Origin of the sequence: Aliiroseovarius conchicola, from assembly GCF_041403445.1 — a bacterium.
GTDB lineage: Bacteria > Pseudomonadota > Alphaproteobacteria > Rhodobacterales > Rhodobacteraceae > Aliiroseovarius > Aliiroseovarius conchicola.
In genome coordinates, this window is record NZ_JBGEHL010000002.1 from 45,577 (window position 1) to 60,671 (window position 15,095).

General features: G+C 56.4%; 13 protein-coding genes. 7 read left to right on the forward strand and 6 right to left on the reverse strand.

Annotated features, from left to right (window positions below; translation table 11 throughout):
* Positions 1-130 precede the first annotated feature (130 nt).
* From gyrA to gluQRS, 4 genes are all read left to right on the forward strand, one after another.
* Positions 131-2,860, forward strand: coding sequence for a DNA gyrase subunit A (gyrA, locus tag V6N04_RS03185; protein ID WP_371168685.1), 2,730 nt, complete (start codon positions 131-133; stop codon positions 2,858-2,860).
* 213 nt (positions 2,861-3,073) lie between these two features.
* Positions 3,074-3,463, forward strand: a complete 390-nt coding sequence (locus tag V6N04_RS03190) for a VOC family protein (RefSeq protein ID WP_371168686.1) — start codon at positions 3,074-3,076, stop codon at positions 3,461-3,463.
* 43 nt (positions 3,464-3,506) lie between these two features.
* Positions 3,507-4,853, forward strand: coding sequence for a methylenetetrahydrofolate--tRNA-(uracil(54)-C(5))-methyltransferase (FADH(2)-oxidizing) TrmFO (gene trmFO, locus V6N04_RS03195; RefSeq protein ID WP_371168687.1), 1,347 nt, complete (start codon positions 3,507-3,509; stop codon positions 4,851-4,853).
* A 14-nt stretch (positions 4,854-4,867) separates the two neighbouring features.
* Positions 4,868-5,731: a tRNA glutamyl-Q(34) synthetase GluQRS gene (gene gluQRS / locus V6N04_RS03200; protein ID WP_371168688.1), complete on the forward strand. Its 864-nt coding sequence runs from the start codon at positions 4,868-4,870 to the stop codon at positions 5,729-5,731.
* 63 nt (positions 5,732-5,794) lie between these two features.
* Here gluQRS and hisI read toward each other — a convergent pair whose 3' ends face one another.
* On the reverse strand, positions 5,795-6,154 hold the full coding sequence (hisI, locus tag V6N04_RS03205) for a phosphoribosyl-AMP cyclohydrolase (RefSeq protein WP_371168689.1): 360 nt from the start codon (positions 6,152-6,154) through the stop codon (positions 5,795-5,797).
* Positions 6,155-6,225: 71 nt separating this feature from the next.
* Between hisI and V6N04_RS03210 the strand changes: the two genes are divergently transcribed.
* Positions 6,226-6,657: an iron-sulfur cluster assembly scaffold protein gene (locus V6N04_RS03210; RefSeq protein WP_371168690.1), complete on the forward strand. Its 432-nt coding sequence runs from the start codon at positions 6,226-6,228 to the stop codon at positions 6,655-6,657.
* Between the two features lie 188 nt (positions 6,658-6,845).
* On the opposite strand, the gene V6N04_RS03215 is transcribed toward V6N04_RS03210, so the two are convergent.
* From V6N04_RS03215 to ligA, 3 genes are all read right to left on the reverse strand, one after another.
* On the reverse strand, positions 6,846-6,968 hold the full coding sequence (locus V6N04_RS03215) for a hypothetical protein (RefSeq protein ID WP_371168691.1): 123 nt from the start codon (positions 6,966-6,968) through the stop codon (positions 6,846-6,848).
* 134 nt (positions 6,969-7,102) lie between these two features.
* Positions 7,103-9,193, reverse strand: a complete 2,091-nt coding sequence (gene recG / locus V6N04_RS03220) for an ATP-dependent DNA helicase RecG (protein ID WP_371168692.1) — start codon at positions 9,191-9,193, stop codon at positions 7,103-7,105.
* Between the two features lie 3 nt (positions 9,194-9,196).
* Positions 9,197-11,326, reverse strand: a complete 2,130-nt coding sequence (gene ligA, locus V6N04_RS03225) for an NAD-dependent DNA ligase LigA (protein WP_371168693.1) — start codon at positions 11,324-11,326, stop codon at positions 9,197-9,199.
* A gap of 200 nt (positions 11,327-11,526) precedes the next feature.
* Here ligA and V6N04_RS03230 point away from each other — a divergent pair, with 200 nt between their 5' ends.
* Positions 11,527-12,270, forward strand: coding sequence for a DUF502 domain-containing protein (locus V6N04_RS03230; protein WP_371168694.1), 744 nt, complete (start codon positions 11,527-11,529; stop codon positions 12,268-12,270).
* A complete protein-coding gene (locus tag V6N04_RS03235; RefSeq protein ID WP_371168695.1) occupies positions 12,267-12,902 on the forward strand; it encodes a LysE/ArgO family amino acid transporter in 636 nt (211 codons plus the stop codon). Before V6N04_RS03230 ends, V6N04_RS03235 begins: the two co-directional genes overlap by 4 nt.
* A 109-nt stretch (positions 12,903-13,011) precedes the next feature.
* Here V6N04_RS03235 and V6N04_RS03240 read toward each other — a convergent pair whose 3' ends face one another.
* Both V6N04_RS03240 and V6N04_RS03245 read right to left on the reverse strand, forming a co-directional pair.
* Positions 13,012-14,064, reverse strand: coding sequence for a patatin-like phospholipase family protein (locus tag V6N04_RS03240; RefSeq protein WP_371168696.1), 1,053 nt, complete (start codon positions 14,062-14,064; stop codon positions 13,012-13,014).
* Positions 14,065-14,070: 6 nt separating this feature from the next.
* Positions 14,071-14,856: a 3-hydroxybutyrate dehydrogenase gene (locus V6N04_RS03245; RefSeq protein ID WP_371168697.1), complete on the reverse strand. Its 786-nt coding sequence runs from the start codon at positions 14,854-14,856 to the stop codon at positions 14,071-14,073.
* Between the last annotated feature and the right edge of the window lie 239 nt (positions 14,857-15,095).

The window sequence follows — 15,095 nt, forward strand, 5'->3', positions numbered from 1 at the left end:
ATGCAAAAAGACGAGTTTTTTCGCCGATTTAGGGTGCTGTTTTGGTGCTTTTGGTTGCCCCTTGCGCGAAGCCGATGATATAGTCGCTGGAACTATATATTGTGTGAAACGCACCAAAACGGCGGACAACGTGACAGATACTCCTGATACCCCGGAAAACATGGACGAAATGCCCCCTGAGCGCCCCGTCTATGACGGCCCCCAGATCACCATCGAAGAGGAGATGAAGACCTCCTATCTCGATTATGCGATGAGCGTGATCGTCAGCCGGGCGATCCCGGATTTGCGCGATGGGTTGAAGCCGGTCCACCGGCGCATCCTCTATGCGATGTACGAGACGAATAACGGTCACGATAAGCCTTATCGCAAGTCGGCCCGGCCTGTGGGCGACACGATGGGGAAATACCACCCGCATGGTGACAGCGCGATCTATGATGCGCTGGTGCGGATGGCGCAGCCCTTTTCGATGTCCCTACCCCTTTTGGATGGTCAGGGTAACTTTGGTTCGATGGACGGTGATAACCCGGCGGCCATGCGCTATACCGAAGTTCGGATGGACAAACCGGCGGCGTCTCTGCTGGCCGATATCGAAAAAGACACTGTCAATTTCCAAGACAACTATGACGGCAAAGACCTTGAGCCGACCGTCCTGCCCGCACGTTTCCCGAACATGCTGGTCAATGGCGCTGGTGGTATTGCTGTTGGTATGGCCACCAATATTCCGCCGCACAATCTGGGCGAAGTGATTGATGCGACGCAAGCACTGATCGAAAAGCCTGACCTTAGCTCAGAGGAGCTGATGGAATATGTTCCGGGCCCTGATTTCCCCACCGGTGGGATCATGCTGGGACGTTCCGGCGCGCGTAAGGCGTATCTAGAAGGTCGAGGCAGCGTCATCATGCGCGCCAAGACGCGGATCGAGGAAATCCGCAAAGAGCGTTATGCCATCGTGTTGGATGAAATCCCATATCAGGTGAACAAAGCGACCCTGATCGAACGGATCGCCGAAGGTGTGCGCGACAAGAAGCTGGAGGGTATTTCCAGTGTGCAGGACGAAAGCGACCGGATCGGTGTGCGTGTGGTGGTCGAGCTGAAACGCGACGCGACACCCGAGGTGGTTCTGAACCAGCTGTTCCGTCACACACAGATGCAAACCTCGTTTGGGTGCAACATGCTGGCCCTAAACGGCGGTCGCCCTGAACAACTGACACTGCGGGATTTTCTGACTTATTTCCTACACTTCCGCGAAGAAGTTGTCACACGTCGCACAGCCTATGAGCTGCGCAAAGCACGTGAACGCAGCCATGTGCTGTGTGGTCTGGCAGTGGCTGTCTCCAATGTGGACGAGGTCGTTGCGACGATCCGTGCCTCGGCAGATCCAGCCGATGCGCGCGCCAAACTGATGGACCGTCGCTGGCCGGCCCATGACATTGCGGAATACATCCAGCTGATCGACGATCCGACCCATAAGATGAACGAAGACGGGACCTATAACCTGTCCGAAACGCAGGCGCGCGCGATCCTTGAATTGCGCCTGCAACGTCTGACGGCAATGGGCGTGAAAGAGGTCACAGACGAACTTCAAGAACTCGCTGCAAAGATCAGAGATTACTTGGATATTCTTCGCTCACGTGAGCGGATCATGTCGATCATCTCAGGCGAGCTTGCCGAAGTAAGAGAAGCCTTCGCCGTCCCCCGCCGCACCGAGATCGTCGACTGGTCCGGTGACATGGACGACGAAGACCTGATCGAACGCGAAGACATGGTGGTAACCATTACGGCGTCTGGCTGGGCCAAACGTACGCCGCTGGCTGATTTCCGGGCGCAAAAGCGCGGTGGCAAGGGCCTGTCAGGCATGCAGACCAAGGATGAAGACGCGATCACCACGCTTTTCGTCGCCAACACGCACACGCAATTGCTGTTCTTCACCGATGACGGCATGGCCTACAAACTGAAGACCTGGCAACTGCCGCAAGGCGGACGCACCGCCAAAGGCAAACCACTCGTCAACATCCTGCCGATCCCAACCGGCGTCTCTATCGCGGCGATCCTGCCCGTTGACCGGGACGAGAAAGACTGGGACGACCTGCAAATCATCTTTGCAACCTCAAAAGGCTCGGTGCGTCGTAACCGCTTGTCAGATTTCACCAATGTGATGCGCAACGGCAAGATCGCGATGAAGTTCGAAGGCGACGACGAAGGCACCCGCCTGATCAACGCGCGCATTTGCGACGAAAACGATGATGTAATGCTGGTCACGTCTGGCGGTCGCGCCATCCGCTTCTCGGTCACTGACGCCCGCGTGTTCAACTCGCGCGCCTCAACAGGTGTGCGTGGGATCAAGCTGGTGAATGAAGGCGACGAAGTCATCTCGGCATCGGTTATTCGCCACTTTGACGCCACCCCGGATGAGCGTAACGCCTTTATCAAGCGGTTCCGCACAGAATTGGGCAGCGATCCCTCGGACGAGGATGCCAACGACGAAGTTTCGGGCGATCTTCCCGAAGAGCGCTACCAGGAAATGCTTGAGGCCAACGACCTGCTTGTCACAATCAACAAGACTGGTATCGGCAACCTGACATCAAGCCATGACTACCGTGTCAGCGGACGTGGCGGGCAAGGTGTGGGCGCCATGAAGGGCGGCAATATCGTAGCCTGTTTCCCGATTGAGCGGGAAGACCAGATCATGCTCGCGACCTCTAAGGGCCAATCAATCCGCTGCCCTGTGGATGGGATCAGCTTCCGGTCACGCAGCGCGGGCGGGGTGAAGGTGTTCAACACCGGCAAGGGCGAAGAAGTCGTCTCAGTAGCGCGGATTGTTGAAAGCTCAGAGGATGAATCAGAGGGTACGAGCGAGTGATTTCCAGTATTACCTTTTGGGTATTGTTCTTGGCAGCGATTGCCGTACTCACAATATGGCAAACACACTCTAGTCGGAAGAATTCTGAAAAGCATCTAGGAGTCTCAAACAGGCAAGCTGAGGAACACGCCTTAAGAATGGAAAAGAACTTTGACATTATGGAAAGACAGGTAGCTGCTTTGGAAAGAATTGCGTCGGTTCTTGAAGGGAAAAATGCAAAATAGCCTGGCCCTCGTTGCCTTCCTAACCGACGATTATGACCGTGCAATCGCGTGGTTTCGCGATGCCCTTCGCTTTGTGTTGTTGGAGGATGCCGACTTGGGCAACGGCAAGCGTTGGGTCCGCATGGCACCCCATAAAGACGCCCAAACCGCCTTTCTGATTGCTCGGGCTGTCGGGGATCAGGCTGATATGATCGGCAAACAAGCTGGCGGACGGGTTGGTCATTTCCTCTTCACCGATAATTTCGACGAAATGTACCAGCACATGACCCAATACGGCGTCACGTTTCGCGAAGCCCCGCGTCATGAACCCTATGGCTCCGTCGTCGTATTCGAAGACCTTCACGGCAACCCATGGGACCTGATGCAGCCAAAAGACTAATGCGGCTCTTCCCTTTTTCCATCCAGTCGCCTATCTGCGGCGCATGACAGATAAGACATTACACATCGTTGGCGGCGGCATGGCCGGATCCGAGGCAGCATGGCAAGCGGCGCGCATGGGTGTCGACGTGGTGCTGCATGAAATGCGCCCGTCCGTTGAGACTTTCGCCCACCAATCGGGCGATTTTGCCGAAATGGTATGCTCAAACTCTTTCCGATCAGATGATGACGAACAAAACGCGGTGGGCCTTCTGCATTGGGAGATGCGTCAAGCCGGCGGTTTGATCATGGAAAGCGCTGACAAACACCGCCTGCCCGCCGGTGGTGCTCTGGCCGTGGATCGCGAGGCCTTTGCCCAAAACGTCACCGCCAAACTGCGCGGTTTGTCAAACGTGTCTGTGGAATATGGCGAAGTCACTGAGCTACCCTCTGATGGTAACTGGATCTTCGCGACCGGCCCCCTGACTTCGCCTGCACTTGGCGAAGCGATTGCCCGTGAAACCGGCACCGACCGTCTAGCCTTCTTTGATGCCATCGCCCCCATCGTCTATGCCGACAGCATCAACATGGAAGTGGTCTGGGCACAGTCACGCTATGACAAGGGCGAGACCGAGGAAGAGCAGAAAGCTTATCTGAACTGCCCGATGACCAAGGATCAGTACGAGGCGTTCATCGACGCGCTTCTGGCTGCAGACAAGACCGAGTTTCACGAAGGCGAAACCGCCACCTATTTCGATGGCTGTCTGCCGATTGAGGTGATGGCCGAACGTGGACGCGAAACTTTGCGCTTTGGTCCGATGAAACCGGTCGGCCTGACCAACGCGCATAAGCCGGACGAAAAGGCATACGCCGTTGTCCAACTTCGTCGCGACAATGCTCTTGGGACGTTGTTCAACATCGTCGGTTTTCAGACCAAGATGAAATACGGCGCGCAAGCCGAGGTCTTTAAAACCATTCCCGGCTTGGAAAACGCATCTTTCGCGCGACTGGGTGGCATCCACCGCAACACGTTCATGAACTCCCCCACGCTACTGGACAACCAGATGCGCCTGAAATCCCGTCCGAACCTTCGGTTTGCAGGTCAGGTGACGGGTGTTGAAGGTTACGTGGAAAGTGCGGCCATGGGGCTTTTGGCCGGTCGCCTGGCTGCCGCGGAAATCCTTGGGCATGATCTGCCCGCGGTTCCACAAGACACCGCCATGGGCGCGCTGATCCACCACATCACTGGTGGTGCCGAGGCCAAGACCTTCCAGCCGATGAATGTGAATTTCGGCCTGTTCCAACCCGTAGATGGGCTGAAAGGCGGGCGTCGAGGGCGTAAGGATCGGTACAAAGCCTATACGGATCGCGCCAAAGCCGAATGGACCGACTGGCTCGCAAATTTTTCGTGAAGGTCGAGGTGTAAATGACGGAGTACATTACACGATTTGCGCCCAGCCCAACCGGCCCTTTGCATCTGGGACACGCCTATTCCGCATTGCTCGCCCATGACTTGGCGCGGGCGGCGGGCGGCAAATTCCTTCTGCGGATCGAGGACATTGATACCACAAGATCTCGCCCGTATTGGGAGGATCAAATCTATGATGACCTGACATGGCTTGGCATCACATGGGATGAGCCGCCGATGCGCCAGTCAGATCGGCTTTCGGAATATCAACGCGCGCTACATGCACTCTGGGACCGTTGCTTGCTCTATCCGTGCACCTGCACGCGACGCGATATCGCTGACGCAACAAGCGCGCCCCAAGAGGGTGCAGAGCCTGCATTCGGACCAGATGGATTGATCTATCCGGGTACGTGCCGGGAAGAAACCGATCGAACCTCGCGCTTTCCGCAATCCGAGGCTCTTCGGTTGGACATGCAAGATGCTCTTAGCGCAGCCGACCACCCCGAATATTGCTACACTGAAAGCGCCTCGGGTCACGACGCGAAAATCTGCACCCAGTCACGCGCGATGGTCAACGAAGTTGGAGACATCGTTCTGTCACGTCGCGATTTTCTGGGTTCTTATCATCTTTCCGTTGTTTTGGATGACGCTGCCCAAGGCATCACTCATGTGATCCGTGGCAAAGACATACAACCCGCGACGCAGATACACGTCCTGCTTCAAAGGCTTTTGAACCTCCCCACACCCACCTACCACCACCATCGCCTGATCCGTGACGAGAACGGGAAACGCCTTGCCAAACGGGATGATGCACGCGCCATCTCGACCTATCGCACAGAAGGCAAAACCCCAGAAGATATCCGCCAAATGATCGGCCTCTAACCCCGGTCTTTTCTTGTTAGAAATATCCTGCGGGGGTCCGGGGGTGCAAAACCCCCGGCGCGGCTACCCCATTGGCTTCATCAGCTCGACATCTTCGCCATCTCGAACTGCCGTATAGAAGCAGCTGCGTCGATTGGTGTGACAGGCCGCGCCAGTTTGATTGACCGTCACCAAGATACAATCGCGGTCGCAATCATAGCGAAAATCAACAAGTTCCTGAACATGGCCAGAGGTTTCGCCCTTGATCCAAAACGACTGACGCGACCGAGACCAGTAAGTCACACGACCCGTATCCAGTGTCCTGCGCACCGCCTCTTCATTCATCCACGCCAACATAAGAACTTCATGGGTCGTCGCATCTTGTGCAATCGCAGGGACCAATCCCTTTTCGTCGTATTTCAAGCTGCCTGCGTCGAAATTCATGACCCGTCCTTTCCAATTGCCTGTCATCCCCCTATGTAATCCCGGATGACGCGCTGCGAAAGGTAAGAAGCATGAGCGATGGCGATCTGATCAAGCTCTATTCGAAGCAAATTCTGGCCTTGGCCGCGTCGATCCCTCATTTGGGCGCGCTTGATGCGCCACATGGCGAGGCAAAGGCGCGCTCGCCGCTTTGCGGGTCGACCGTTTCTGTCGGCCTGACGCTTGAAGGTGATAAGGTCAGCACATTCGCACAGAATGTAAAAGCCTGCGCATTGGGTCAGGCATCAGCTTCAATCTTGGGCAAAGCCGTTGTTGGATTGGACCGGGATACCGTGCAACGCGGGCGCGATGAACTTCATTCAATGTTGGCGCAAGATGGACCCGTTCCATCAGCCCCCTTCGAAGGCTACGAAGTCCTGCTGCCAGCGCGTGAGTTCAAGAACCGCCATGCCTCGATCCTTCTTCCGTTCGACGCCACACTCAGCGCAATCGACGCGATCTAAAAAAAACCGCCGCGCTCCTGGCAGGGAGGCGGCGGCAAGTTGCGGCTCGGGATAGGAACGCATCGGTGCAGGAATGAGGCAAAAACACCGAAACGAGGACAGGTGACGGGCAGTGAACCGTCTGGACGCATCGAAATTGGGACATGATGCAGTGTCCAAACCCTGAGCTGGCAGAAACTGGGTTGGGGTCAGATCACCCCGGGCAGATGAAGCGCGCCAAACAGCACAACAAGCAAAGACATTCCACCGATCGCATCTTGCCAGATGGTGGCGGAGGATCGGGATAATACGGCTTTAACGTCTTTCAACATGTCTAACTCCTGCTCTCTGTCGATGTGGAACCTTGTTGGTCGCCTTCACCTTTGTTGCCCTTTTGTTCGCATAGATAGGAACGCTTTGTAAAGAACTTTTTAAGAACATTTGTGAACTTATGAGAACAAACAGGCTAACCCACTGAAATCAAACGGATCGCTTCGTCCTGCCGCATTAACCAAAGTAACACGCGCGCCGCGTGCCCTCTTGGCGTGGTCAGGTCGGGGTCTTGGTGCAACAGCAAGCGTGCGTCCTTTTGTGCCACGGCCATCAGGCCAGCCTGATGTTCCAGATCGCCCACCCAAAACCGTGGTAGCCCGGATTGAGCGGTGCCAAGCACGTCGCCGGCGCCACGCATTTCCAAATCTGACTCCGAGATCACAAACCCATCCTCGGTATCCCGCATAACCGCCAACCGCTTCTCGCCGCCTTGGGTCAGCGGTGGTTGATACATCAAAAGGCAGGTCGACGCCGCCTGCCCCCGGCCAACGCGTCCTCGTAATTGGTGCAACTGCGCCAACCCGAAATGTTCAGCCCGCTCGATCACCATGATCGAGGCATTGGGCACGTCGACCCCGACCTCAATCACCGTGGTCGCCACCAATAACTTCGTCTCGCCCGTAACAAAGGCGGCCATGGCGGCGTCTTTTTCGGCAGGCGGCATTTGGCCGTGAACCATCCCGACAACACCCTCGCCCAGCGTGGCGCGCAGATGTTTGAACCGTTCTTCAGCAGCGGTCAGTTCCATGACCTCGCTTTCTTCAACAAGCGGACAGACCCAATAGGCCTGCGCCCCGTCGGCAATCACTTTGCGAAGACGGTCGACAACTTCATCAATCCGACCAGAAGAGACGAGCACCGTCTTGATCGGCTTACGTCCCGGCGGTTTTTCATCCAGCACCGAGACATCCATGTCGCCGTACTGAGCCAGTGCTAAACTGCGCGGGATGGGGGTGGCGGTCATCACCAGCACATCCGACGCCTGTCCCTTCGCGCCCAGTTCCATACGTTGCGATACACCGAACCTGTGTTGTTCATCGACAACCGCCAGTCGCAGGTCATGAAACTCCACATCCTTTTGGAACACCGCGTGGGTGCCCACAAGAATATGAATGTCGCCAATCTTAAGTGCTTCCAACTTAGCGCGCCGTTCGCGGCCTTTATCGCGCCCGGTTAGAATCTCGACCACTACACCGGCGGCTTCAGCCAGTGGGCGCAGACCTTCCAGATGTTGTCGGGCAAGGATCTCTGTCGGCGCCATCATCACGCCCTGCCCGCCTGCTTCTACCGCGACCAGAAGAGACAAAAGTGCGACGAGTGTTTTGCCAGAGCCCACGTCGCCCTGCAAAAGTCGGTTCATACGCTTGCCCGAGGCCAAATCCTCGGTAATTTCTACCACCGTTCGGGTCTGTGCGTTTGTCGGCGTGTACGGCAAAGCCGCCATGACCTTGGCTTGAAGCTCTCCGGTCCCAAGACTGACGCGGCCTTTGCCCCGTCGCACTTTGGCACGCGCAAGGGCGAGCGTTAGCTGATGAGCAAAGAACTCGTCATATGCCAAACGACGACGTGCTGGCGACTGTGGGGACAAGTCATCCGCCCCCTCTGGTGCGTGGGCGGTCCGCAGGGCTTCGTTCCAATCAGGCCAGTGTTCACGTGATTTTAACTCAGGGTCGATCCATTCCTTCAATACTGGCAGGCGCGTCAAAACCTCGCCCACGCCTTTCATCATCACGCGACCAGTGACGCCCGCAGCCAGCCGATAGACTGGCTCATAGTCTGGAATTTCATCCACTTCTGAGACCGGAAGTATGAAATCCGGGTGAACAATCTGCAATTTTCCGTCAAAATCCTCGATTTTTCCCGAAATTATGCGTTTTTCACCCTCTGGAAGCTGTTTTTGCAGCCAATTTCCGTTTGCATGGAAAAAAACCAGTTCAAACGCGGTCAGCGCATCTTGCACCTCGACCCGATAAGGGGCCGAACGCGTACGACCGGGCTTATGTTGCAAAACATTAATTGCGACCGTCGCAATCTCTCCGGATTGAACCTCGGTGATCGAGGCGCGGAATTTGCGATCAATGCCCGCATGAGGCAGCCAAAACAACAGGTCGCGAGGAAGCTCTATTCCCAATGTTCCCAGTGCTTTGGCGGTCTTACCTCCGATGCCACCTAAAGTTTCCAGATCGGCAAAAAGGGGAAATAGAATTTCGGGGCGCGTTGCCATGGATCATGCGTCCCCGATCAGTTCCAGCCAGCCATCCTCGTCGATGGTTTCGATACCAAGATCCGCGGCTTTCTTGGCTTTCGAGCCAGCCCCCGGACCCGCAACCAGCAAGTCCGTTTTGGACGAAACCGATCCAGACACTTTCGCTCCCAGGCTTTCTGCGCGTGCCTTGGCCTCGGCGCGGGTCATTTTTTCAAGACTTCCGGTGAAAACCACGGTTTTCCCGGCAACCGGGCTTCCATCTGAGGCCGGAGCTTTGACGGGCTGAATATGCAACTCCGCGGCCAGCCGATCAATTGATGCACGCTCAGCCTTTTGCGAGAACGCAGCGACAAGTGATCCGGCCATAACGCCACCCACACCATCGATCGATACAAGTTCTTCCCACGCGGGCGTCTCTGGCTGCGCTGCCGTCACCGCAGCCTCGAATGCATTCCAAGTGCCATAATGACGGGCGAGAAGATTGGCGGCGCTTTCCCCTACATGGCGAATACCAAGCGCGAATATCACTTTATTCAAAGGGATTACGCGTCGTTCTTCAATCGCCGCAAACAGGTTCTCTGCGCTCTTATCCCCCCAGCCATCGCGGTTTTTCAACCGCGCAAGCGTCCCCGCATCGCGATTGGCCAGAGTAAATATATCTGCGGGTTCGCGGATCGGTAGCATTTCGTCGTGATAGAACATCTCGACTTGCTTCGCCCCGAGCCCCTCGATATCGAACGCACCACGACTGACGAAATGTTTCAACTTCTCAACGGCTTGTGCGGGACAGATGATCCCACCAGTACAGCGGCGGACAGCATCGCCTTCTTCGCGGATGGCATCGGATGCGCATTCCGGGCAAATGGTTGGGAAAATATATGCCTCTGCGCCCTTCTCACGTTTCTTCAAATCCACATCCGAGATTTTGGGGATCACATCGCCCGCGCGATAGACCTCGACCCAATCACCGACGCGGATATCTTTACCGTCGCGGATCACATCGCCCTTGTTATCACGCCCCGCGATGTAGTCCTCGTTGTGGAGCGTGGCGTTCGAGACGACCACACCCCCTACCGTCACCGGCGTAAGCCGTGCAACCGGGCTGAGTGCACCGGTACGGCCCACTTGAATGTCGATCGCCTCTAACCGGGTCCAAGCGCGCTCTGCAGGAAATTTATGGGCGATGGCCCAGCGGGGGGTGGTTGATCGAAATCCAAGACGCGCTTGCAAGCCAAGATCGTCGACCTTGTAGACCACGCCATCAATGTCATAGCCCAGTGTTGCCCGCTGTTCCTCGATCGAATGGTAATGCGCAATCAGCTTGTTTAGATCAACAAACCGCTTGGTCAGAGGATTGGTTTGAAACCCAAATGCGGCCAGCCGATCAACGGCCCCCAACTGCGTGTCAGACAGCGGCGCAGACAGGGCGCCCCAGGCATAGGCAAAGAAGCGCAAAGGCCGTTCGGCGGTGATTGTCGCGTCCAACTGACGAAGCGATCCAGCGGCGGCGTTACGCGGATTGGCGAACACCTTGCCACCGCGCGCTGTCTGGCGCTCGTTGAGTGCCGCGAAATCCTCGTGTGACATATAGACCTCGCCGCGCACCTCAAGCACATCTGGCGCACCGGTGAGCGTGTTGGGGATGTCCATGATTGTACGAGCGTTTTCGGTCACGTTCTCGCCCACTGCCCCGTCACCACGGGTTGCCGCATAGATCATCTTGCCACTCTCATAGCGGATCGACAGGGACAGACCGTCGATCTTGGGTTCTGCCGTATATGCAATCTGGTCGCCCGTGCTTTTGCCCAGGAACGAGCGGATGCGGGTGTCAAACTCGGTGACGTCCTCATCCGTGAACGCATTGCCAAGCGACAACATCCGCACGTCGTGGGTGATCTTGCCAAACCCATCTGCGGGGGCAGCGCCGACCCGCTCTGACGGGCTGTCGGCGCGCTTCAGGTCCGGAAATCGGGCCTCGATCGCTGCATTACGTCGTTTGGCCGCGTCATAGTCGGCGTCAGAAAGGTCTGGGGCGTCCTGTGTGTGATAGGCCGTATTGGCTGTGGCCAACAGCGTGGCCAAACGTTCCAATTCGGCCTTTGCGTCAGCCTCGGTCATGGTTTCAATCGTGATTTCTTCTGTCGCGCGCATGGCGTCCCCCACACATCTTTTCATTTTGATAGGCTCCGCCTTCGCGCCCGTCCAGCCTTGATACGACGATGCCACAGACCTTTTTGAGCACAACGCCTTGAAATACCCCTAATATTGCAGCTCTTTCAGTTGGCAAGCTATTGCCGATCCGGTGGCGAGTGCCTAAGTTCCGCGAGGTAACACCGGGGAATGTGGTTTTAATGAGCGAACAGGACGAACACGCAAAGCGCAAGCTGCGCCCATTTACAGGTCTGCGCAACAACTTCCTTGCGGGGCTTGTGGTCGTGGTTCCTATTGCGCTGACCATGTGGATGATCTGGACTTTTGTGGGATGGATCGATAGCTGGGTTCTGCCCTTTGTTCCGGCAAGCTATCACCCGGATGCGCTGATCAATTGGATGTTTGGCGACAGCGAATGGTTCAAGATGCTGTTTGGCGAAGATGTCCGCGTGAACATTCGCGGTCTTGGAGTCGTGGTGTTCTTGTTGTTCACCGTATTGGTTGGCTGGGTCACCAAGGGTTTGATCGGGCGCTCGTTTCTGGCGTGGGGCGAAAGCCTTGTGGACCGGATGCCGGTTATTCGCTCGCTTTACAACGGCATCAAACAGATCGCCGAAACGGTGTTCAGCCAATCGACCGAGACCAAATTCGACAAGGCCTGTCTTGTTGAATATCCGCGCAAGGGCATTTGGGCGATCGCGTTCATCTCGACCAAGGCGAAGGGAGAGATCGACGCACGCGTCCCCGTCGAAGAGGATATCATGTCAGTTTTCCTGCCCACGACGCCCAACCCGACCTCGGGCTTCTTGCTATTCGTCCCGCGCCATTCGGTCATCGAACTTGACATGACGGTCGAGGATGCCGCCAAGCTCGTTATTTCCGCAGGCCTGGTCTATCCCAACGCGAAAGACCCGTCGCAACCTGCGGAGATTACAGGAAAATGATCGGTTTCGCGGCGCCCGCGCTGACCGGCTTTGCAACGGGGTTTTCGCTTATCCTTGCGATTGGCGCACAAAACGCATTTGTGTTGCGACAAGGGCTAATGCGCCAGCATGTGTTCTGGCTGTGCCTGTTCTGTGCCGTATCAGATGCGCTGTTGATCACCGCCGGCGTGGCGGGTTTCGGCGTTCTGGTCGAGGCGCTGCCGTGGTTGCCCCTTTTAATGGCGCTGGCTGGCGCGGCGTTTCTAGTCGTCTACGGTCTGATGCGATTTCTCGCGGCCCTCAAGGGTGACTACGCGATGGAGATTGAGGGCAAATCACGCTCTCTCGGTGCTGTTATTGCCATCGCTGCCGCCTTCACATGGGCCAACCCGCATGTCTATCTTGATACGCTGGGGCTGATCGGTGCGATCTCGACCTCGTATCCTGACTGGCCCACACGCATCGCCTTTGGGACCGGCGCCGTTACCTCCAGTTTCGTCTTTTTCTTCACGCTGGGATATGGCGCACGGCTTTTGGCACCCATCATGCAAAAACCAAGCGCCTGGCGCGTGCTGGATGTGATCATCGGGCTAACAATGTGGGCAATTGCTGCGGGGCTGATCCGAGGTGTCGTGACCGGGGCCATCCATTAATGCGGGTCGTTTTCAACCGAAGACCGGCTGAGACCAAAACGCTGCATGATCCATCAATGTTGTGAACGCTTGGAGGCAAACCGGTGTCTCGTGTATGTCCCGCATCACTTTAACCGAACATCTCTTCCAGATCGACCGTGCTATTCATGTTCAAGTCCGCTCGATGCGTGTTCAAGAACTGATCTGCGGCGTTGCGCCCGGCTTCTTTCAAGCGCCCCATCATCACCGCTGAAGGAACAAGCTTCGTCGCTGTGCTTAGGTCACGCATCAAATCGTCATCCGAGATCATGTGAACCAACACGTCGCGCATTTGGCCGGACGCCAAGCGACCGTCGGCGATCAGGCGTTTCACAAAGTTGATCGCGCGCAGCTCTCGCAGAAGCGACGAGTTGAAGCTGATCTCGTTCACCCGGTTTTGAATATCAGCCGCCGTTTTGGGTACCTCGGGACGGTAAAGCGGGTTGATATTCACGACCACCACATCGGCGGGCAACGCGGGGTTAAACAAAGGAAACAAAGCAGGGTTGCCTGTGTACCCCCCATCCCAGAAAGCCTCGCGCTGACCGGTTTTGGGATCATCAATCTCGACCGCCTGAAACACAGTCGGCAGGCATGCGGAAGCAAGGATGGCGTCCGTGGTGATATCCTCACCGTCAAACACCCGAATTTTTCCCGATCGCACATTCGTGGCCGAGACATAAAGCTTGGGGCCGATATCGGCACAAACCCCGCCAAAATCGAACGCTTCCACGACAGGCTTCAACGGGTTCAGATAAAACGGTCCATAGGCATAGGGGCTGACCACACGGCTGGCCATGTCGGCCCAGGTGAACATAGGAGAGGCTTCGATCGCCGTTTTGATCAGCTCGTTATGTGGCGCGAATTGTGCAAACCACGAGGTCAGGCGCAGATCATTTACACCAGCCACGGAATGCCACAAGTCATCAAGACATGCCCGCGCCCCGTCGCGATCCTTCCCCTTTCCGTCCATCACCAGCCCGGCCTTCAGTGCCGCACCATTCAACGCGCCCGCCGATGTGCCAGAGATCGCAGCGATCTCGATCCCTTCGTCTTCCAACAGGCGGTCAAGAACGCCCCAGGTAAACGCCCCATGGGCGCCGCCGCCCTGAAGGGCCAGATTGATCCGTTTAGGTTTTGCCATACCGGGTTAAAGCGCCGTCCAGCCGCCATCGACCGAAATCGTGGTTCCGGTAATTTGCGCCGCAGCATCCGAGCACAAAAATACTGTGGTGCCGCCTAGTTGCTCGACGCTGGCAAATTCTTTGGAGGGTTGGCGCTCCAACATCACCTCACGAATAACCTCCTCACGCTCCATCCCATGGGTTTTCATCTGATCAGGAATTTGCGCCTCAACCAACGGAGTCAGCACATAACCCGGGCAAACCGCGTTGCACGTGATCGGCTCCTGAGCAGTTTCCAGCCCGATCGTCTTGGTCAAGCCGACAACACCGTGCTTAGCCGTGACATAAGCGGACTTATAGGGCGACGCAGTCAGGCCGTGCGCTGACGCGATATTGACCACCCGTCCCCAACCGGCTTTGCGCATCATCGGCAAGGCTGCCGCGATTGTGTGAAAGGTCGAACTCATGTTGATGGCAATGATTGCGTCCCACTTTGCTGACGGGAAATCCTCGACCGGGGCGACGTGCTGAATGCCTGCATTGTTGACAAGGATGTCGCATTGACCGGATTTCTCGATCAAAGCCCGACACTGATCGCCCTTGGACATGTCGGCCTGAATGTAGCGTGCATCTACGCCGAACTCGTCGGCGATCCCCTTGGCCAAAGCGTGGTCGTCGTCATTATCCGTATAAGAGTTTAACACCACATCGGCGCCTGCACGCGCCAGTTCGCGCGCCACTCCAAATCCGATGCCGGAGTTTGAACCCGTGATGACGGCTGTCTTGCCAGCCAGTGATGTGGTGATTGCCATGAGATGCATTCCTCGTGAGACTGATGTTGCAGTGCAGCATACCCAATTGCTGTGGGTAAACCAGTGGTTTCACAATCGCCATTTTCCCCGTCAGAAGGTTGGTTTTGTGACAGTCGGTTGTCTTACCGATTCTCTCGCAGCTCTTTCATCTGCCCCAACGGCATTTCAGCCATAAAAAAAACGCCCGCACGAAGCGGGCGTTAAGTTATTGAGGCAGGTTTCATACAGGCAAGAAACCT

Bases quoted from the DNA above. Each gene is read 5' to 3' on its own strand.
- V6N04_RS03190 (WP_371168686.1), top strand. From the start codon at position 3,074: ATGCAAAATAGCCTGGCCCTCGTTGCCTTCCTAACCGACGATTATGAC.
- trmFO (WP_371168687.1), top strand. From the start codon at position 3,507: ATGACAGATAAGACATTACACATCGTTGGCGGCGGCATGGCCGGATCC.
- gluQRS (WP_371168688.1), top strand. From the start codon at position 4,868: ATGACGGAGTACATTACACGATTTGCGCCCAGCCCAACCGGCCCTTTG.
- hisI (WP_371168689.1), bottom strand. From the start codon at position 6,154: ATGAATTTCGACGCAGGCAGCTTGAAATACGACGAAAAGGGATTGGTC.
- V6N04_RS03210 (WP_371168690.1), top strand. From the start codon at position 6,226: ATGAGCGATGGCGATCTGATCAAGCTCTATTCGAAGCAAATTCTGGCC.
- V6N04_RS03215 (WP_371168691.1), bottom strand. From the start codon at position 6,968: ATGTTGAAAGACGTTAAAGCCGTATTATCCCGATCCTCCGCCACCATC.
- recG (WP_371168692.1), bottom strand. From the start codon at position 9,193: ATGGCAACGCGCCCCGAAATTCTATTTCCCCTTTTTGCCGATCTGGAA.
- ligA (WP_371168693.1), bottom strand. From the start codon at position 11,326: ATGCGCGCGACAGAAGAAATCACGATTGAAACCATGACCGAGGCTGAC.
- V6N04_RS03230 (WP_371168694.1), top strand. From the start codon at position 11,527: ATGAGCGAACAGGACGAACACGCAAAGCGCAAGCTGCGCCCATTTACA.
- V6N04_RS03235 (WP_371168695.1), top strand. From the start codon at position 12,267: ATGATCGGTTTCGCGGCGCCCGCGCTGACCGGCTTTGCAACGGGGTTT.
- V6N04_RS03240 (WP_371168696.1), bottom strand. From the start codon at position 14,064: ATGGCAAAACCTAAACGGATCAATCTGGCCCTTCAGGGCGGCGGCGCC.
- V6N04_RS03245 (WP_371168697.1), bottom strand. From the start codon at position 14,856: ATGGCAATCACCACATCACTGGCTGGCAAGACAGCCGTCATCACGGGT.